Raw genomic sequence first — 19,151 nt, 5'->3', positions numbered from 1 at the left:
TGTCTTATGGGATGTGTTTAATATTTTCATACTTCTTATTTTTAGTGTTTAAATAAATCAAAATTCGTCGAAAATTCATACACTTTTTCTTTTGACATACGAATTAAAGTACACTTTATTAAGGGAGGTGTACGAATAATGCAATATTCATTAGTGAAAGGGAAAATATGGAAGCAAATTCTGAAATTCTTTTTTCCTATATTAATAGGAACTTTTTTTCAACAGTTATATAATACCGTTGATACAATTATTGTTGGACAGTATGTAGGGACTCAGGCATTAGCCGCTGTTGGATCAACAGGAAATCTTATTAGTTTGCTGGTGGATTTTTTTGTTGGATTATCTTCAGGAACAACTGTTTTGATTGCTCAGTTTTTTGGAGCAAATCAAGAACATCGTGTTTCTAAAACTGTTCATACATCTTTTGCTTTAGCTATTGTCTGTGGCTTGATAATGACTTTATTTGGCTTGTTTTTTTCTGGAAAGTGTTTAAATATGATGGGAGTTCCATCAGATATATTAGAGGCAGCAACTTTGTATATGCGATTGTATTTTTTAGGTGGTATACCTCTAGTTGTCTATAATATTGGAACAGGAGTATTACGTGCTATTGGAGATAGTCACACGCCTTTAATATATCTTATGATTTGTACTTTTATTAATATTGTTTTAGATTATATTTTTATTGTTTATTTTTACATGGGAATTGCTGGGGCAGGTATTGCGACAGCTATTGCACAGTTTGTTTCTGCACTTCTTGTCTGTTACAAACTAATTAAAGCAAAAGGCTGTTATCAATTATGTTTGAAAAAGATAGAGTTTGATATAGAAATTTTAAAAAATGTTTTAAAAATTGGTATTCCAGCGGGGTTACAAGCAGTTATGTATGCAGTTTCCAATATTATTTTACAAGTTAAAATTAATTCTTTTGGAACATCTATGATTGCCGCATGGACTGTTTATTGTAAAATAGATGCCCTGTTTTTTATGATAGCCGCTGCATACAGTTCAGCATTAACAACTTTTGTAGGTCAAAATTATGGAGCTGGGCTTTATACAAGAGTGCGACAGGGAATGAAAATTTGTATTGGCATGTTAAGTATCTCAGCCATTTTTCTAAGTATTTGTTTGATGACTTTTGGTAGACAGATTGCATCATTGTTTTCAAATGATTCGCAAGTTATTTTAGAAACTGTTCAAATTATCTATTATATTGTTCCATATTATGTTACATATAGCGGAGCTGAAATTATTTCGGCTACAATGCGAGGATGTGGAGATGCATTCAAACCAATGATTATTGTTTGTTGTGGAGTTTGTTTATTAAGAATTCTTTGGGTTATTGGGATTCCTGATATATTTGCTTCATTTCATATGGTTGTTGTATGTTATCCTATTTCATGGGCAGCAACATCTATATTATTTGTTGGATATTATCAAAATTTTAAGAACCGCTTTTTAAAAAGTGTCTAAAATATATAAAAAGTGACAATTATTTAAACACTGAATTCTTATTAAATAGATTTTTATATGATAAAAAAAGAAAGGGAGATGAGGTGATAATGTTAGATAAAATCAAACGATATATTGGTCCACGAAAGTTTTATCAATATGTTTTTTCTATGGCAATCCCTTTAGGTTTTCAACAATTGATTTCTAGTTGTATGGGGATTGTAGATTCGTTAATGGTATCATGGATTGGTCAAGTGACAGCAGTAGGAACGGCTGTACAGATTGAAACATTATGTACATCGGTTTCTTGGGGAAGTGCTGCAGGAGTTGGAATTTTTTCTGTGCAATTTTTTGGTGCTAAGGATTTTACAAGCTTCAAAAAGTCATTTGGTTTAAGTGTCTTGTTAGCTTTGATTTCAGGTTTATTTTGGTTTTCTGTAGCAAGTTTTTTTGGGAAAGTGATTTTACAATTTTATATAAGTGATGCAAGTGTTATTCAAAATGGACTAGCCTATCTAAATATTGCAAAATTCTCATATTTTCCATTAGCGTTAAGTTTTGTTTTCAATATGACTTATCGCAATATTAATCGTCCAAAAGTACCTTTGATTATAGGAATTATTGCAATGATCATGAATATAGTCGTGAATTATGTACTTATTTTTGGATTGTATGGTTTTCCACGAATGGGGATACAAGGTGCAGCTATGGGAACATGTATAGCTCAAATGTCATCATTATGTATTCATGTTTTGTATGCTTATCAAACAAAACAACCTTTTATAGGTAGTTTTCAAGAAATGTTTACATTTGACCTTTATTTTATTCAACCCATTTTACAAAAAACACAATCTATTGTATTTAATGAACTATTATTTGGGTTTGGCTCAACATTATTTATTAAAGCATTTGGAGCTTTAGGAACACGATCTATGGATGCTTATTATGTTGGAGAAAAAATATCAAATGTATTTTATGCTTTTGCAAATGGATTTTCTAATGCAGTAGCTGCAATTGTTGGTTATTCATTAGGTTATGGTGATGGTCATAAAGCAAAAGAAGAAGGTGATTATTTAATGACTTTAGCAACTGCTATGTCAGTTGTCTGTCTGATATTCATTTATTTTGGTTCGCCTCTTTTTGTCCAAATCTTTGACTTGACTCATCCACAAGTCATTCAAGAAGCTATACTTATTGTGAAAGTTTTTGCTTTGCGTATAGCGTTACGATTCTTTATCGTTATTGTTTTTTCTTCACTCAGAGCTGGAGGGGATTCTAAGGTATTAACTTTACTTGATAGTGGATTGATGTGGAGTGTAGGAATTCCATTAGCATTTATAAGTGTTCATATCTTTCAGATTCAAAGTATAGCTATTGTTTTTTTGATTTGCCAATTAGAACAAATTGTGAGAGTGATTTTAGGAATTAAACGTTATCAAACAGGAAAATGGATTGTGAATTTAACAACATATGTTCATGATTCAATAAAATAAGGAGGAAGAAAATGTTACCAAAATTAATTATTTTTGATGTTGATGGTCTTATGCTTGATACAGAAGCAAGATGGCAAGAAGCTTGGGATAGTGTTGGAAAGCGTTATGGTGTACAGGATTTGGGAAATACAACTTTTTTAAAATGTGTAGGGAGAAATGGTAAAGAAGTTGAAGATATTGTGAAGAACGATCTTCGACAATTTGCTCATCCAGAAAAGATTTTACAAGAAGTGAGAGAATATGGTGATGAACTTCTAAAAGAAAGAATTGATATAAAGAAAGGTCTTATGGAATTATTACGTTTTATTCAATCATTATCTATTCCTGTAGCAGTTGCAACAGCGACAGATAAAGACACAACTTATCAAAGATTATCTCGATTACAGTTATGGGATCAATTTGATTATATATTGTGTGGCAATGAAGTTCATTTAAGGAAACCACATCCAGAAATTTATGAAACAGTATTGAATTATTTTGGTGTCGATTCACAAGAGGCATGGGTATTGGAGGATTCATATGTGGGTGTCGAAGCTGCATATCGTGCGCATATTCCTTGTATTATGATTCCAGATTTAGCACCGGCACAAGAAAAGCAGAAAAGAGAAACTTTTGCTATAGTGGATTCTTTGATAGATGTTATTGATATATTAAAGAAGAATATGCAGGTAACTATGATGACATATATTCAAGAAACACCACAACAGATGAAAGACAATATCATAAATATAGAAGAAATAACAAAGCCTCTGGTACAGCTTTATTTACAAAAAGAATATCAGTCCCTATGGATTATTGCTTGTGGCTCTAGTTTTAATGGGGCACAATGTGCAAAACCATTTTTAATGAAATATTTAAATTGTGATGTTAAAGTCATTTCACCTATGAGTTTTGTATATTTTGAAAATCAAATAACAGAAGATGATTTTGTTTTTGTGGTTTCACAAAGTGGTCATTCTACAAATTGTATTCAAGCACTTCAAAAATTAAAATCACTTCATCGAGAAGCTGTCCTTATAACAGGACAAAAAAATGATGATTTGAAATCATATGCAGATATTGTTGTAGATTATCATATGGGAATAGAAACTGTAGGATATGTCACAAAAGGTATTGTGATGCTGATTGAATATTTGATTTTATTTGCATTGGTATCTGGTTTGAAAAAACATTGTATTCATCAAGAAGTTTATGATGAAATCATTAAGGAACTATTAGAGGTACCTGAACGTCATCAAATAATTCAAGAAGAAACAAAACAATTTTATCAAAAGCATCTATATGAAATGACTTCTTTGAATCCTACATTTTTTATAGGATTCATTCAAAGTTATGGCATTGCTTTAGAAGGGGCATTGAAAATGGCAGAAACAACAAAGCATCCATGTATGGCTTATGAAGCAGAAGAATTTATTCATGGATTTAATCTCCAATTGACACCAGCATATACAGTGTGGTGTATTGATGATTGTTCACAGGGAAGTTCACGTATCATCTCAATTTATCAAGCCATTCAAAGTGTTACACCACGAACTTATGCAATCACGAATAGCCCTTTGGTTGATGATGAACATGCGATAAGAATTCCTTTTCATATTCATGAACCATTATTAATGCCTTTGTACATTTTACCGGTATTTCAAGTTTTATCTTATCAGATCAGTGAAGAATTACAAACATGGAATACGCATCCAAGATTTTCTAAGTTTAATGATTATGTTCAAACCAAAACTAATGAATAGATTTATAAAAAATGGAATGATTTCCATTTTTTATTTTTCAACACTTTTGTAGATTATAAAAAAACAAAGGGATATGACTGTTAGAGTAGTGTTGAAAAATGTCAAAAAATCAGAAAAAGTTATAAAAAACAGAACATTAAGACAAATATGTCAACACTACTTATAACAAAAAATGAGTTTGGTATAGTAGAGGTATCAAAAGAGAACATCAAAAAAGGAGGAAATAGAAAATGTTTGATGTCAAAAAAATAATTGAAGAAATTACTTCAGAAAAACAAATTAAAAATTTAAGTTTTGCAGGTGTTGGAGGATCTTTAGCATGTTTCTATGCAGCATATTACTATGTTCAAAGAGAAGCTAAAAATATAACAACAAGTTATACTTCAGCAAATGAATTTGTTCATGATACACCAGCTTGTATTGGTGAAAACTCAATCGTGGTCATTGCATCTAGAGGTGGAAATACTGCAGAAACAGTAGAAGCAGGACGTGTTGCAAAATCTAAAGGAGCAACAGTTATTGGATTGACACATGAAGCACAAGATACAGGTATTCATGAAGTTTCTGATTATACAATTGTTTTTGAAGATGGAGAAGGTATTCCATTTGAAGTAGGAAAATCTGCTTATATCTTAAAAATTGCTTATGAAACTTTATATCAAGTGGAAGGAACTGGTCAATATGAAGCAATGGTAGAAGCAATGAATAAAATGAATGAATTAGTACCAGCTGCACAAAAAGCTATTGTTCCTGAAGCTATTCAATTTTCTATTCAATATAAAGATAATCCAGTTATTTATACAATGGGAAGTGGTACAGCATGGTCTGCTGCACAACAAGAAACAATTTGTATTTTAATGGAAATGCAATGGATCAATTCAGCAGTTATTCATACAGGAGAATATTTCCATGGTCCATTTGAAATCACTGATCCAGATACAGCATTCTTATTATTAAAATCAACTGGAAAAACGAAAGCATTGGACGAAAGAGCTATTCGATTCTTAGATCAGTACAATCATCATCATACAGTGATTGATTTGGAAAAATATGGTTCACATGAATTAGGTGAAGTTAGTGAATATTATGATTATGATTTCCATACAGCGCTTTTAGATGTATTTAATCATTTATTAGCTGATATGAGAGATCATCCATTAAGTAAAAGAAAATATATGTGGAAATATAAATATTAAAATGAATTGTCATTAGAAAGTGAGTGTTTCTAAAACTCTCACTTTCTATCAAAGGTAGGCAAAAAGATAGTGTTTAATTTTTCAACACTAAATCATCTAAAAAGTGAGTTAGTGTATATTTAAGTATATGAAATGTAAAAAGTGCATTTTATGAAAGGATGATGAATGTGACAGGGAGTACAAAAAGTATGATTTTAAATTATATGAATGATTTAACACAAAACTTTGATTTTACTCAAGTGAGTCATTTTACAGCATCATCTATTGCAAAAGAAATGCATATTAGTCGCAGTTTAGCAAGTCAATATCTTAATGAACTTGTAAAAGAAAAATTGGTGATGAAGATTAATTCTCGACCTGTATATTTTTTGCATCGTCAGAAAATGGAAGAATTATTTCATTTGGTATTTCAAAATGATGATTTTTATGACTTAGAGGAAGTAAAACAATATATTAATGAACATTCCGTAGGAGATGGTGATTATTCTCAGATTATTGGTTATGATAAATCTTTAGCGGAGCCTATTAAACAATTAAGAGAAGCTTTTGAATATCCACCAAGCGGATTACCAATTATTTTGTATGGGGCAAAAGGTACAGGTAAGAGAACACTTAGTCAAGTCATTTATGAAAATGCAGCAAGGCGTGGAAAGATTAATGAAAATGCAAAAGTGTTTAAGATAGAATTTACACCTACCAATAGTGAACAAGTATCATTAAAAATTTTTGGAGATGGACATAAAAGTGGATTGATTGACCAGTATGATTATATTGTTTTCATTTTAGCTGGTGCACAATATATGTCCGAATCATTTCAAGAAAAATTATGTCATTTGATTGAAATAGGCAAGAGCGCAAATACCAAAAAAATGAAATATCTCCATAAAACAATCAGATATATTCTTTTATCTGATATTCATCCGCATCATTTTATGGTTGATTGCCTGCTTAAAAATATTCCTGTCTTAATTTCTTTGCCTTTATTAAAAGAAAAGAGCAAAGAAGAAATTGAAGAGCTCATTATTCATTTCATGATCAATGAAGGCAAGAAAATGAATAAAATTATTAAAGTCAGTAGTAGTGTTTTAAGAGCATTGGTTAATGGTGATTATTCACAGAACTTAATCGGATTACAATCTGCTATACAGATTATGTGTGCTTCTGCCTTAAAAGAAAATACAGGTAATAAAGAAGTTATTATTCATACATATCATTTACCAGAATATTTATTAAGAACACTTCCGATTGTTACTGATGAAGATATTGTTTATATTGATACAACAGCTTATAAGAAAAGTGATCAGATTGATTATATTTTGGATTATTTTAGTATGATTGTAAAATCATTTTTTAAAGATCAAGATTTTCAGGAATCCCTAAAAGATGCACAACATCATTTTGACTTATTAAGTGATTTTCTTTCATATAAACAAAGGGTTGCTCCTGAACGTATTAAAGGTATAGAAATCTCCCTCTCTAATATTTTTGATACTATATTAAAAAAACGTTATATGAACCTGCCTAGTGGCTTTAGCTATACCTTTGCAAAGTTAATGTATATGAATGAATTGTATCACTCATCTATATATAAATGGCAACAGAAGAATCATTTTGATATAGATAATATATTAACGCAGTTGAAGGAGCATTGTATTAATGAAACATTAATTGTTGAAGAGATGATACGATTAGTCAATTCTAATTTAGAAACAGATATTGATAGTTTTTTTAAATTAATCATGATAGTCAATCTTAATCATTATAATACAGTCAGAAAAACACAAAAAATATTTGGAATTATTATCTGTCATGGGTATTCTACAGCAACATCAATAGCTGAGGCTGTTAATAGTTTGCTGGAAAATTATATATTTGATGCTGTAGATATGCCATTAGATGTAACAATTGATGAAATTAAAGAAATACTAGTTGAGAGAATTAATCGTATGCATAGTAATGCAGATGTTATTGTTATGGTGGATATGGGGTCTTTAGAATTATTAGGAAAAAGCTTAAGTACAGCGATTAATTGTAATGTAGGTGTCATTAATAATGTTTCAACGAGATTAGCATTAAATGTTGGTAATGCTATTTTGAATGAAAATAATATGAAAATGATTTTAGAAAAAGTCAGTGCTCATTCAATGGCAAAATATACAATTGTAAAAAGACAAAAAAAGGATGCTATTATCTTTACAAGCGAAAGTGGAATTCAAACAGCCCAACGAATGAGAGAATTATTTGAAAATAGTTTATCAACAAAGTCTATTCCTGTAGATTTTGTGGTTTGTGATTACAATCAATTAATTTCTAGTGGTCAAGATCATGAAATTTTTAATAACAATAATGTATTGTTTATTACAGGGACGGCTAATCCTCATGTGAATGGACAAAAATTTGTTGCTTTAGAGGACATTATTTCTGGTCATCATATAGATATTATTATGAAAAGATTATCACCATATTTAAATGTTGAAGAATTAGATCATATGATTTCTGATTTACGAAAAAACTTTACTTTACTCAATGTTGTCGGATATTTAACCATTTTAAACCCCCAAGTTTTGTTAGACAATGTGAGTGTAGCTATGGATGTTTTGCAAGATTGTTTGCAAGAAAAGTTTGATGGAAAAACACTTATAGGACTTTATATACATGTTTGTTGCCTTATTGAAAGACTTGTTACAAAAACAGCTATTACAGAATTTGACGATTTAGAGAATTTTGAAAAAACACATATGCATTTTATTAAGTGTGTTCATGAAGCATTTCATATTATATCGAAACGCTATAATATTGTGATTCCAACAAGTGAAATTGCCTATCTTTATGAATTTATTGATGCTGATCATAATGCAAAATAAAATCTATTTTGCATTATGACAGGTATTTTAAATGAGAAGAACTCCTTTCATAAAGAAGGAGAGAAAACATGATGAAACTGGAGAGTTGTCGTCATATGCAATAACAAAGATATTGTGTAACGAACCTTCTTTGGCACAATGCTAAAAATAATCAGCATGTTTTGGCTAGAAAGGAATGAATATAAAGAATGGAAAAAGGAAAAAAGATTATTATTGCAACACATGGATATCTCGCCGATGGTTTTGTAAGCGCTTTGAATATTATTGTCGGCGATATGAAAGATTTAAAAGCAATGTGTTGCTATACATCACCAGATTTTAATTTAGATAATCAAATAACACAAATGATGGAAAATCATGATTTTGAAAAAGAAGATTTGGTGATTTGTACTGATATATTAGGTGGGAGTGTTAATAATGGATTTGTGAAGTTTTTAGGAACTTATCCATTTCATCTGATTACAAATATCAATTTAGCTTTTTTGATTGATTTGTTATTAACGACTCCGACAGTGAGTGACAATACATTAGAGATGAAAACACAGGAAGAACTTTTTGGTGTGAAATATATTAATAAATCAATTGCTTTTATACCTGATGAAGATGATTTGTAGAGAGGTGAGAAATATGATAAAAGCTGTAAGAGTTGATCATAGACTTGTTCATGGACAAGTAGCATTTACATGGACACACTATTTAGCTGTATCGAGAATTATTGTTATTGATGATAAAGCAGCAAATGATGAATTTCAAAAAATGGCATTGAATATGTCAAAACCAGCAGGAGTAAAATTAAATATTTTTACTGTAGAAAAAGCTTTATCTAAAATGCCAAAAGTCGAAGAATTAAAAGATACAATTTTTATAATATTTGGTTGTACAAAAGATGCTGCTAGATTTATTCAACAGTATCCTAAAATTAAAGAAATTAATTATGGAGGAATTGCAAAAAAAGAAGGATCAAAATTGTATTCTGACGTTGTTTATTTAAATGATGAAGAAGTTGAAGATTCAAAAAAGATTATGGATTGTGGAACACATATATTTATGCAACAACTTCCATCATCAAAGAGAGAGGAATTGAAGTTTGAAAAATAAGGAGGGAAAAATAAATGTTATTAAATGCATTTGTTATAGGTCTAATTGCGGTGTTTGGTAGATTAGATTCACGTATGTTAGGACGTTTAAATTTTGAAAGACCATTAATTACCTGTACACTTGTAGGGTTGTTCTTAGGAGATTTAAAAACTGGACTAGCAGTTGGTGCTTCTATGGAAATGGTAAGTTTAGGGTTCATGAGTATTGGTGCCTCTGGTTTTGATATGAATATGGGGTCAATCGTTGGATGTGCTATTGTTATTATGACTGGTTCAGACATTTCAACAGCATTAGCTATTGCGACACCAATGACTTTATTAAGTACATTGATTGAAACGGGAGCAGATATTCTTCGTATTAGTATGACACATATGATTGATAGTAGTGTAGAAGCTGGTAATTTTAAAAGAGCCAAAACAATTAATATTGTTTGGGGTCCAATGTTATATTCTATTTGTTACTTTATCCCAGTGTTTATAGCTGTTTATTTTGGTGCTGATCTTATCAATTTGATTAATGATTTTATTCCAGAATTTGTATTAAATGGTGTTACATTAGGAGCTAATTTAGTTGCATTCTTTGGATTTGCTATGTTACTTTCTGTTATTATCAACAAGAAAAATGCTATTTTCTTCTTCTTTGGATTTGCTTTAGCAGCTTATTCTGGTTTAAGTTTAACAGGAATTGCTATTATTGCGATTATCTTTGCTGTTATTTTATATCAATTGAAATATGATAATAATTCAAAAGTTCAAACAGCTGATGGATCCATTGATGAGTTAGATGAATTAGATGATTAAAGTAAGGAGGATGAAATAATGTCAAAAAAAGGATTGGAAACACAAAGAAATTATCCGTTAAGAAAAAAATGTAAAGAATTTTTCTGGGGTGGTTGGTGTATGCAAACTCTTTGGAACTATGAAAGACAAATGAATACTGCATTTATGTGGGGTATTTCTAAAACTTTAGATCGTTTGTATCCTGACCCAGAGGATTTGGAAAAAAAGAAAGAAAGATATAATGCGGCTTTGGAATTCTTTAATATTACACCACAATGTGGAGCCTTTGTATTAGGATTAACTGCCGCAATGGAAGAAGAATATGCTGAACATCCAGATACATTTAATCCAGAGATGATTACAAATGTCAAAACTGCTTTAATGGGGCCATTATCTGGAATTGGAGATTCATTATTTCAAGGAACTGTAAGAATTATAGCCATGAGTATTGGGATTTCATTAGCTCAAAAAGGTTCAATTTTAGGACCAATTATTGCTATGTTGATTTCATTTGCTGTGAGTTTCCCTATCACATGGTTTGGTGGTAAATTAGGGTATGTTAAAGGTCAGGAAGTTATCCGTCAAATTTCAGAAAGTAATTTAATGGATAAAGTGATGTATGGCTGCTCAATTGCTGGTTTAATTGTTGTTGGTGGAATGTGTGCAACACTAGTTAATATTACAACACCAATTGTTTATAATGAAACATTAGTCTTACAAGACGTTTTGAATGGTATTATGCCATGTCTTATTCCTTTATGTTTAACAGGAATTATGTATTACTTTGTAAAAAAAGGTGTTCATCCAATTGTTATTGTTATATCATGTTTTGTTGTAGGTATTGTATTAAATTATTTTGGAATATTAGCTGTTTAAACAAACTCTAATCTATTGATATACAAAATAAACTGTGCTAAAATATCTGACAGATATATCAATAATGTTTGCCGCCGGGTAGACTTTAAAACATTGGTTTCGTATCGTTAGGCCATAGAAGATGCGAGAATCAATGTTTTTTATTTTATGTGGAAGGAGAAAAGAAGAAATGAAAAAAATGCGTCGTAGTAAACAAGCTTTATCAAATGAAAAATGTATAGAAATATTAAATAAAAATACATCAGGTGTTTTAGCACTTTGTGGAAATCAAATGGAACCGTATGCTTTACCTATAAGTTATGTCTATGAAGATCAAAAGATTTATTTTCATTGTAGTAAAAGTGGTTATAAATTAGATTTAATGAAAGAAAATAATCAGGTTTCATTTTGTGTAATTGATCAGGATGTTATTGTTCCAGAAAAATATACAACTTATTTTAGAAGTGTGATTGTTTTCGGCAACATCCATATGCTTGAAAATGATGATGAAAAACAACATGCTATTGAAACACTAGCTATCAAATATTCACCAGATGAAAGTATCCAAAATCGACAAGAAGAAATAAAAAAATTTTGGAAAGCCTTATGTCTATTAGAACTGGATATAAAAGATATAACTGGCAAACAAGCAATAGAACTTGTAGATAAGAGAAATGAGGGATAGAATTTTGAAAAAAGGATTGAATGAATTTTTGAAATATACGTCTTTAAATATTTTGGGAATGTTGGGTTTATCATGTTATATTTTAGCAGACACCTTTTTTGTATCTAAAGGATTAGGTACTGATGGATTAACAGCTTTAAATTTAGCTATTCCTATTTATAGTTTTATTCATGGCAGTGGTTTAATGATAGGTATGGGAGCTGGAACAAAGTATTCCATCTTAAAGAGTCAAGAACATCATCTTGAGGCGAATAAAACTTTTACACATGCCTTGTTTTTGGCAGGATGTTTTGCAGTGCTGTTTGTTTTGATTGGTATCTTTTTTTCTGGTTTTATTATTTCTTTATTTATTGAGCAAGGATATGTTTTTGATATGTCTAAGACATATCTACAAGTGGTATTATTGTTTGCTCCAGCATTTTTATTAAATAATGTTTTATTATGCTTTGTACGTAATGATAGAGCACCTCAATTATCAATGGCTGCTATGATTGGTGGGAGTTTATCTAATATTATTTTAGATTATATTTTTATTTTTCCTTGTCAAATGGGTATCTTTGGTGCTGTTTTTGCGACAGGTTTAGCTCCCATTATCAGTATGATGATTCTTTCACCACACTTTATCAGAAAGAAAAATCAGTTTCATATTCAAAAGTGTTATCTACAATTCAAAAGGATTATTGGTATTTTATCGAGTGGAGTGCCTTCACTTGTGACTGAAGTTTCTTCAGGTGTTGTCATGATTGTGTTTAATACAATTATTTTAGGACTGACTGGTAATGTAGGTGTTGCGGCCTATGGCGTTATAGCCAATCTTTCATTAGTTGTTATTGCTATTTATACAGGTATTGCTCAAGGAATACAGCCATTGATGAGTCGTTACTATGGGTTGAATCAAATGAAATCCATCCATCAAATATTAAAATATGCATTGGTGATGATGGTTGTTATTTCTGTATTGATTTATGGACTTGTTTTCTTTCAGGCAACAAGTATTACACAAGTTTTCAATAGTGAAAATAATCAGGCTTTACGCATCATTGCCTCGCAGGGATTAAAATTATACTTCTTGGCTTGTCCATTTGCAGGATTTAATATCATTATTTCTATGTATTTTACATCAGTTGAAAATCCACTTCCTGCCCATATGATTTCTTTATTAAGAGGATTTTTTGTTATGATTCCAACAGCGTTCTTATTATCATGGATAGGTGCTATGACTGGTGTCTGGTGTGCATTCCCTATAACAGAATTTATGGTATCTATCATTGGTGTTATATTTTATTTGAAATTGAGAAGAAAGAAAAAAACTGTGTGAATTACACAGTTTTTTTAATTATTCAAATGCAATACATACAGGAGCAGGAATTTCTACTGTAGAATCAGTCAATACAAGTTCTTCTGTATCCTCATTCAATGTCATGATTTGTAAAAGATTGCTGCCTTGACAAGCGACAATTAAGTATTGATCATCAAGAATTTGGAAATCTCTTGGTTCTTTACCAGTGTGAACCATATATAATAGTGAAATTTTCCCACTTTCTTTGTTAACACGATACATCGCAATACTGTCATGTCCTCGATTAGATACAAAAAGATGATTTCCACTTTGTGTTAAACGAATCGCTGCAGCACTTGAAAAGCCCTTGAAATGTCGAGGAATACAATGAATCGCTTGAATCAACTGGAAATGTCCTTGCAGATATTTAAAGACCATAATATTATTGGCAATTTCATTGACTAAATAAGCAAAACGGCCATCTTTTGAAAAAATCATATGACGTGGACCAGAACCCGGTACAATGTTAAGTGTATAATCAGGATCTTCTAATAAAACACCTTGAGAGTAGCGATACATGACAACTTTATCAGCTCCTAAGTCAACAGCGTAAACAAATTGCTGATCTGGTGTAATGCCAACATAATGAACATGAGGGCTTGTCTGACGTTTGAGTAAATCAGGACCTAAGCCAGTATGATGAACTGCACATATTTTTTGAGTAATGATACCATTTTCTAATTGATAGGAAGCTGTTGCTCCGACATGATAATTTGCTGCAAACAAGTAGCGATGACTTTGATCAACACAAAGATGTGTATAAGAACGACCACTGGAATGATAATTGTTATTGAGAATTAATTCATCTTTATATATTGAAAAACTTCCTAAACCACCACCGTGACTATGAGAATTAGCATTTTTATAGGCAACATATAATGTATGATCATCACATATCATATAAGAGGGATAATCTTGTGTTTCAATTTGTTGAATACGTTTCATTTCAAGTGTTTCTTTATCAAATTTCATGATATAAATGCCTTTATCATGATGTTTTCCATAACTGGATACATAAAAAACTTTCATAGATCATGCTCCTTTCAGTTTATAAAATTATTTTAACATAATTATTTGTGAAATAAATAAAAATCAACATATAAATATAGAAATAATAAAAAAATCATAAAATTCTTTCATAATACACAAAAGTGTAATACAATAGATACTATATTGAAGGAGGAAGCGAATATGGATGAAAAATTAATGCTAAGTTTGTTACAAAAAAATGCGAGGATGAAGATTACTGATTTAGCGGCCGCCTTAGATGAATCAAAAGATGATGTGATAGAGAAATTAACAGAATTAGAAAAGAAAAAAGTTATTTGTGGTTATCATACAATTGTCAACTGGGATTTAACAAATACAGAGATTGTGACGGCTTTAATACAAGTCAATGCCAGTCCAGAAAGAGAATATGGTTATGACCGTATTGCCAGTCATATTTATAAATTTGATGAAGTGGATACAATGTATTTGTTGAGTGGAAGTTTTGAATTTGTATGTATTGTGAAAGGAAAAACAATGCAGGAAGTGGCTCATTTTGTGGCTAGTAAATTAGCATGTGTAGATGGTGTCACTGGAACATCAACTTATTTTGTTTTGAAACAATATAAAAACAATGGTGTTGTTTTAATTGAAGATGAAGATGGAAAAAATGATAGATTGGTGGTGACTCCATAATGGATTATAATGATATTTTAAGTGATAGGGTCAAAACAATTAAACCTAGTGGTATTAGAAAGTTCTTTGATTTAGCTTCACAGATGGAAGATGTTATATCATTAGGGGTAGGAGAACCTGATTTTACAACACCTTGGGCTATTCGTGAAGCAGCTATTTATTCGATTGAAAAAGGAAGAACTTTTTACACGGCTAATCAAGGTTTACAGGAATTAAGAGAAGAAATCTGTCGCTATTATCAAAGACGTTTTCATGTAGAATATAACCCTAAGGATAACTGCATTGTAACAGTTGGAGGTTCTGAAGGAATTGATATTGCGATTCGTGCAATATTGAATCCGGGTGAAGAAATGATTGTATTAGATCCCGGATATGTGGCTTATACGCCGGGAGTAGAATTGGCAGGAGGAATTCCAGTAACAATTAATCTTCGTCAAGAAGATGAATTTAAATTAACGCCAGAATTATTAAAAGCTGCCATTACACCTCATACCAAAGCATTATTAATCAATTATCCATCTAATCCAACAGGTGGATTTATGACAAAGAGTGATTATGAAAAAATAGTTCCAATTATCAAAGAATCAGGAATTATTGTCATTTCTGATGAAATTTATGCAGAACTCAGTTATGAAGAAGAATTTTGTTCCATTGCTTCATTTGATGAAATTAAAGATCAAGTCATTGTTGTAAGTGGTTTTTCTAAAGCCTTTGCGATGACAGGATGGCGCTTAGGGTATGTTTTGGCTCATCCAGTTTTAACGAAAGCGATGAATAAAATTCATCAATATATTATTATGTCAGCACCTTCATCTGCCCAATATGGTGCTATTGAAGGATTAAGACACTGTTATGATGAAGTTTTAAAAATGCGTGATTCTTATAAAGCCAGACGTAATTTCTTAGTCAAAACATTTAATGATATGGGCTTAGAAACATTTAAGCCACAAGGGGCTTTTTATGTTTTCCCATGTATTCGTTCAACAGGTTTGACTTCTGATGAGTTCTGTGAAAAACTATTGGAAGATCAAAAAGTTGCCTGTGTACCGGGAACAGCTTTTGGTCCAGCTGGAGAAGGATTTATTCGAGTTTCATATGCTTATAGTTTAGAGGAATTGAAGGTTGCTACTGAGAAAATAAAAATATTTGTTGATAAATGTAGAGGCAATCATGATTAAAATTCTATTATGTTGCGGAGGAGGCTTTTCTTCTAGCTATGTTGCTGAAAGAATGAAAAAAGAAATTGTAGAGAAACATTTAGATCAGAAGTTAATGATTGAATTTTCACCATTTTCTATTGCTTATGAAAAGATGAATGATTTTGATATCATTGTTTGTTGTCCTCATTTGAATATGTATATCAAATCATTTATTGAAAATCATCATGTTCAAATTCCTATATATGTATTACCACCAAGAATGTATGGGAATATGGAAATTGAAGAAATTTATCAAGATGTTAAGGATTTGTTAGTGATTTATCAACAAACACATATGAATCCAGTTCATTTTCCCGATGAAGAACATGTATTAAAAATCAAAAGACAAAAGGCATATCATCATGTTTAAGGAGCATTAATAGAGATGTTCCTTTTTTCGTGACATTTTTCTAATGAGCGGGTATAATCAAATTATATAACTTGCCCCTTGCAAAAAATGAGAGAGGGGGGGGTATATAATAAAAAACGAGGAGGGATGTTATGATAGAAATACATCATTTAACGAAACGTTATGGTTCGTTCAAAGCAGTGGATGATATTGAACTGGTTGCTCAAAGTGGTAAGATTACAATCTTATTAGGCCCTAATGGAGCAGGAAAATCAACGACGATTAAAAGTATTGCAAATCTTTTGAAGTTTGAAGGAAATATTCAAATATGTGGATATGATAATGGTTCTATTGAAGCGAAACGTTGTTTTGGTTATGTACCAGAAACGCCTGTTTTATATGATTTGCTTACGGTAGATGAGCATATTGATTTTATAGGACATGCCTATCAAGTCGAAAATTATAAGGAAAAAGCACAAAAGTATCTGGAATTGTTTCACCTTACTGAAAAAAGAAAGAAAATGGCAAAAGAGTTAAGTAAAGGGATGACACAGAAGTTAAGTATGTTGTTAGCTTTTATGATTGAGCCAAAGGCTTTACTTGTGGATGAACCGATGGTTGGTTTAGACCCAGCAAGTATTGAAGAAACTTTAAAAATATTGAGAAATATTGCTGATGAAGGTTGTGCAGTATTGATTAGTACACATATTATTGATATTGTCAGTGATATTTTTGATGAAGCTTATATTATGAAAGAAGGGCATATTATCAAAAGAATTCAAAAAGATGAGCTTCAAGAAGAAAGTTTAAAAGATTACTTCTTTGAATTAACAGAAGGAAAATAGTATGAAAGCATTATGTTTGTTATGGTTTATGAAAACCAAAGCATCTTTGAGAAATCTTTTTAAAAAGCCTTCTAGTGCTATCTTTACAATTTTTGTTGTTCTTTTATATGGTTTTATTTTCTATGCTTTCTTCTTTTTACCAAAAGATAATACATTGATGTTAGTGAATTTTGAATTACATTCATCTATTCTTATCTTTATAGGTTTTTTAGCTCTAATGTTATTTTCTACAATGCTTTCTTCAAAAAAAGCTTTGTTTTCTGGTGAAGATGCCTACTTTTTATTTAGTGGACCTTTTCATAAAAAACAGATTATGACATTTTTATCTTTTCAAACCTTTTTACAATCCATATTACTTGCTTTCTTTGCTTTGATTTTTTTTATAGGTATGAATATGCAAATCAAAGTTGATTTAGGATTTATTATGTTAGCTTTAGTAGGTAGTGTTATAACAATCATGACTTTTCTTATATTCATTGATTATAGTTATGTTTTATCCATTGGAGATCAAAAATATAAAAAGATGAATTATGTAATTGCAGGAATCTTTGTTTTGATTCTGGCAGTGATATTAATATTAACCTATATACAGACTGGACGTATACAAACGATTATGATTGATTTTATTGAATCACCACTCTTTTATTATGTACCAGTATTTGGATGGTTAAAGTTAACTTTGATTTCTTATGTAGAATCAAAGATGATTTTAACGGTTTTAGGGTTATTATTGTTGATGATTTGTTTGATTGTGATTTATTTGTTGTTTATTAGTTATAAGGGTGATTTTTATGAACAGGCATTAGAAGATTCATTAGAATTATCAAAACGTTTAAAGGAATTTAAAGCGGGAAATCAGGATGCTTTAAGAAATGTGAAAGTGAAAAAGATCAATGTTAAAAGATTCTATGATGGTGCTTTTGCTGTATTATCTAAAAATCTTCTTATTATGAAGAAAAAAGGGAGTCTTGTTTCATGGAATGATTTGCTTTCTATTGGGATTTATCTGATTATCACTATTTTTAGTAATATGGGATTTGGATTCTTTATTTATATGATGGTTATCTGGTTATTTATGATGATGCAGACAAGTGATTTAACAGCTGAATTGAAAAATTATCAGATTTATCTTATACCAGATCAACCTTATAAAAAATTAATTGCTGTGATGATTCCTACTTTTATGAAAGTATCAGTTATAGGTGTTTTATCATTTGTTATTGTTGGGATTTACTATCATGAATCAATTCTTAATATTTTGATGTATTTACTTAATATGTTTGGTTACATCTTTGTATTTATGAGTGCCAGTGTATTGACGATTCGTATATTAAAAAGTCGTTCAACACGTGTTTTTGAAAATATGATGCGTATGTTGATTATGTTAGTCAGTGCATTGCCAAGTGTTCTATTGACAGTGATTCTTGTGATGACAAATAGTTTAACCCCAACGACTCTCACAATAATCTCAATAGCTTCTTTAGCTATGAATTTTATATTATCCTTCATTATATTGTGGGCTTGTCAAGGTATGATGAATGGTAGAGAATTAAAGAGTGATTAAAAGGATGA

17 protein-coding genes are annotated in these 19,151 nt (G+C 30.6%); 16 read left to right on the top strand and 1 reads right to left on the bottom strand.

Translation table 11 applies throughout. The features are described from left to right. Window positions 1-138 precede the first annotated feature (138 nt). From ACGHJ8_RS13145 to ACGHJ8_RS13095, 11 genes are all read left to right on the top strand, one after another. Window positions 139-1,473, top strand: coding sequence for an MATE family efflux transporter (locus tag ACGHJ8_RS13145; RefSeq protein ID WP_087357050.1), 1,335 nt, complete (start codon window positions 139-141; stop codon window positions 1,471-1,473). 89 nt (window positions 1,474-1,562) lie between these two features. Next, on the top strand, window positions 1,563-2,945 hold the full coding sequence (locus tag ACGHJ8_RS13140; RefSeq protein WP_390540834.1) for an MATE family efflux transporter: 1,383 nt from the start codon (window positions 1,563-1,565) through the stop codon (window positions 2,943-2,945). Window positions 2,946-2,956: 11 nt separating this feature from the next. Next, the gene (locus ACGHJ8_RS13135; RefSeq protein ID WP_390540832.1) at window positions 2,957-4,687 is read left to right on the top strand and encodes an HAD-IA family hydrolase; all 1,731 of its coding nucleotides are present in this window, start codon (window positions 2,957-2,959) and stop codon (window positions 4,685-4,687) included. Window positions 4,688-4,917: 230 nt separating this feature from the next. After that, a complete protein-coding gene (locus ACGHJ8_RS13130; protein WP_087357052.1) occupies window positions 4,918-5,883 on the top strand; it encodes an SIS domain-containing protein in 966 nt (321 codons plus the stop codon). A gap of 188 nt (window positions 5,884-6,071) precedes the next feature. After that, a complete protein-coding gene (locus ACGHJ8_RS13125; protein ID WP_211962807.1) occupies window positions 6,072-8,747 on the top strand; it encodes a PRD domain-containing protein in 2,676 nt (891 codons plus the stop codon). 188 nt (window positions 8,748-8,935) lie between these two features. Next, window positions 8,936-9,361, top strand: a complete 426-nt coding sequence (locus ACGHJ8_RS13120) for a PTS sugar transporter subunit IIA (protein WP_211962808.1) — start codon at window positions 8,936-8,938, stop codon at window positions 9,359-9,361. A gap of 13 nt (window positions 9,362-9,374) precedes the next feature. Further along, window positions 9,375-9,845 (top strand): PTS sugar transporter subunit IIB, encoded by a 471-nt coding sequence (locus ACGHJ8_RS13115; RefSeq protein WP_211962809.1) that lies wholly within the window; start codon window positions 9,375-9,377, stop codon window positions 9,843-9,845. Window positions 9,846-9,859: 14 nt separating this feature from the next. Next, entirely contained in the window at window positions 9,860-10,645 is a 786-nt protein-coding gene (locus tag ACGHJ8_RS13110) for a PTS sugar transporter subunit IIC (protein WP_087357056.1), read from the top strand. 18 nt (window positions 10,646-10,663) lie between these two features. After that, window positions 10,664-11,500, top strand: a complete 837-nt coding sequence (locus ACGHJ8_RS13105; RefSeq protein WP_211962810.1) for a PTS system mannose/fructose/sorbose family transporter subunit IID — start codon at window positions 10,664-10,666, stop codon at window positions 11,498-11,500. Window positions 11,501-11,669: 169 nt separating this feature from the next. Continuing rightward, window positions 11,670-12,164 (top strand): pyridoxamine 5'-phosphate oxidase family protein, encoded by a 495-nt coding sequence (locus ACGHJ8_RS13100; RefSeq protein ID WP_390540828.1) that lies wholly within the window; start codon window positions 11,670-11,672, stop codon window positions 12,162-12,164. Next, window positions 12,154-13,482: an MATE family efflux transporter gene (locus ACGHJ8_RS13095; RefSeq protein ID WP_390540826.1), complete on the top strand. Its 1,329-nt coding sequence runs from the start codon at window positions 12,154-12,156 to the stop codon at window positions 13,480-13,482. Before ACGHJ8_RS13100 ends, ACGHJ8_RS13095 begins: the two co-directional genes overlap by 11 nt. A gap of 18 nt (window positions 13,483-13,500) precedes the next feature. Here the strand turns inward: ACGHJ8_RS13095 and ACGHJ8_RS13090 are convergent, their stop codons facing one another. After that, on the bottom strand, window positions 13,501-14,532 hold the full coding sequence (locus ACGHJ8_RS13090) for a lactonase family protein (RefSeq protein ID WP_087357060.1): 1,032 nt from the start codon (window positions 14,530-14,532) through the stop codon (window positions 13,501-13,503). A 162-nt stretch (window positions 14,533-14,694) separates the two neighbouring features. Here ACGHJ8_RS13090 and ACGHJ8_RS13085 point away from each other — a divergent pair, with 162 nt between their 5' ends. The 5 genes from ACGHJ8_RS13085 to ACGHJ8_RS13065 all read left to right on the top strand — a co-directional run bounded on the left by ACGHJ8_RS13085 (window position 14,695) and on the right by ACGHJ8_RS13065 (window position 19,143). Further along, complete coding sequence (locus tag ACGHJ8_RS13085) at window positions 14,695-15,186, top strand: Lrp/AsnC family transcriptional regulator (protein ID WP_087357061.1); 492 nt, start codon at window positions 14,695-14,697, stop codon at window positions 15,184-15,186. Next, window positions 15,186-16,364 carry an aminotransferase class I/II-fold pyridoxal phosphate-dependent enzyme gene (locus tag ACGHJ8_RS13080; protein ID WP_211962813.1) on the top strand — a complete coding sequence of 393 codons (1,179 nt, stop codon included), beginning with the start codon at window positions 15,186-15,188 and terminating at the stop codon, window positions 16,362-16,364. The genes ACGHJ8_RS13085 and ACGHJ8_RS13080 overlap by 1 nt, the downstream gene beginning before the upstream one ends. Further along, on the top strand, window positions 16,357-16,755 hold the full coding sequence (locus ACGHJ8_RS13075; protein ID WP_211962815.1) for a PTS sugar transporter subunit IIB: 399 nt from the start codon (window positions 16,357-16,359) through the stop codon (window positions 16,753-16,755). The genes ACGHJ8_RS13080 and ACGHJ8_RS13075 overlap by 8 nt, the downstream gene beginning before the upstream one ends. A gap of 131 nt (window positions 16,756-16,886) precedes the next feature. Continuing rightward, window positions 16,887-17,579 (top strand): ABC transporter ATP-binding protein, encoded by a 693-nt coding sequence (locus tag ACGHJ8_RS13070; protein ID WP_211962817.1) that lies wholly within the window; start codon window positions 16,887-16,889, stop codon window positions 17,577-17,579. Between the two features lies 1 nt (window position 17,580). Beyond that, window positions 17,581-19,143, top strand: a complete 1,563-nt coding sequence (locus ACGHJ8_RS13065; RefSeq protein WP_390540822.1) for a putative ABC exporter domain-containing protein — start codon at window positions 17,581-17,583, stop codon at window positions 19,141-19,143. Window positions 19,144-19,151 lie beyond the last annotated feature (8 nt).

Source organism: Massiliimicrobium timonense, assembly GCF_042850985.1.
Lineage (GTDB): Bacteria > Bacillota_I > Bacilli_A > Erysipelotrichales > Coprobacillaceae > Allocoprobacillus.
The sequence above is the reverse complement of the archived record's forward strand: the minus strand, read 5'-3'. Positions and strand labels throughout refer to the sequence as shown.

What these genes read in the sequence shown, in the direction of transcription:
- ACGHJ8_RS13145 (WP_087357050.1), top strand. Translation starts at nt 139, where the DNA reads ATGCAATATTCATTAGTGAAAGGGAAAATATGGAAGCAAATTCTGAAA.
- ACGHJ8_RS13140 (WP_390540834.1), top strand. Translation starts at nt 1,563, where the DNA reads ATGTTAGATAAAATCAAACGATATATTGGTCCACGAAAGTTTTATCAA.
- ACGHJ8_RS13135 (WP_390540832.1), top strand. Translation starts at nt 2,957, where the DNA reads ATGTTACCAAAATTAATTATTTTTGATGTTGATGGTCTTATGCTTGAT.
- ACGHJ8_RS13130 (WP_087357052.1), top strand. Translation starts at nt 4,918, where the DNA reads ATGTTTGATGTCAAAAAAATAATTGAAGAAATTACTTCAGAAAAACAA.
- ACGHJ8_RS13125 (WP_211962807.1), top strand. Translation starts at nt 6,072, where the DNA reads ATGATTTTAAATTATATGAATGATTTAACACAAAACTTTGATTTTACT.
- ACGHJ8_RS13120 (WP_211962808.1), top strand. Translation starts at nt 8,936, where the DNA reads ATGGAAAAAGGAAAAAAGATTATTATTGCAACACATGGATATCTCGCC.
- ACGHJ8_RS13115 (WP_211962809.1), top strand. Translation starts at nt 9,375, where the DNA reads ATGATAAAAGCTGTAAGAGTTGATCATAGACTTGTTCATGGACAAGTA.
- ACGHJ8_RS13110 (WP_087357056.1), top strand. Translation starts at nt 9,860, where the DNA reads ATGTTATTAAATGCATTTGTTATAGGTCTAATTGCGGTGTTTGGTAGA.
- ACGHJ8_RS13105 (WP_211962810.1), top strand. Translation starts at nt 10,664, where the DNA reads ATGTCAAAAAAAGGATTGGAAACACAAAGAAATTATCCGTTAAGAAAA.
- ACGHJ8_RS13100 (WP_390540828.1), top strand. Translation starts at nt 11,670, where the DNA reads ATGAAAAAAATGCGTCGTAGTAAACAAGCTTTATCAAATGAAAAATGT.
- ACGHJ8_RS13095 (WP_390540826.1), top strand. Translation starts at nt 12,154, where the DNA reads ATGAGGGATAGAATTTTGAAAAAAGGATTGAATGAATTTTTGAAATAT.
- ACGHJ8_RS13090 (WP_087357060.1), bottom strand. Translation starts at nt 14,532, where the DNA reads ATGAAAGTTTTTTATGTATCCAGTTATGGAAAACATCATGATAAAGGC.
- ACGHJ8_RS13085 (WP_087357061.1), top strand. Translation starts at nt 14,695, where the DNA reads ATGGATGAAAAATTAATGCTAAGTTTGTTACAAAAAAATGCGAGGATG.
- ACGHJ8_RS13080 (WP_211962813.1), top strand. Translation starts at nt 15,186, where the DNA reads ATGGATTATAATGATATTTTAAGTGATAGGGTCAAAACAATTAAACCT.
- ACGHJ8_RS13075 (WP_211962815.1), top strand. Translation starts at nt 16,357, where the DNA reads ATGATTAAAATTCTATTATGTTGCGGAGGAGGCTTTTCTTCTAGCTAT.
- ACGHJ8_RS13070 (WP_211962817.1), top strand. Translation starts at nt 16,887, where the DNA reads ATGATAGAAATACATCATTTAACGAAACGTTATGGTTCGTTCAAAGCA.
- ACGHJ8_RS13065 (WP_390540822.1), top strand. Translation starts at nt 17,581, where the DNA reads ATGAAAGCATTATGTTTGTTATGGTTTATGAAAACCAAAGCATCTTTG.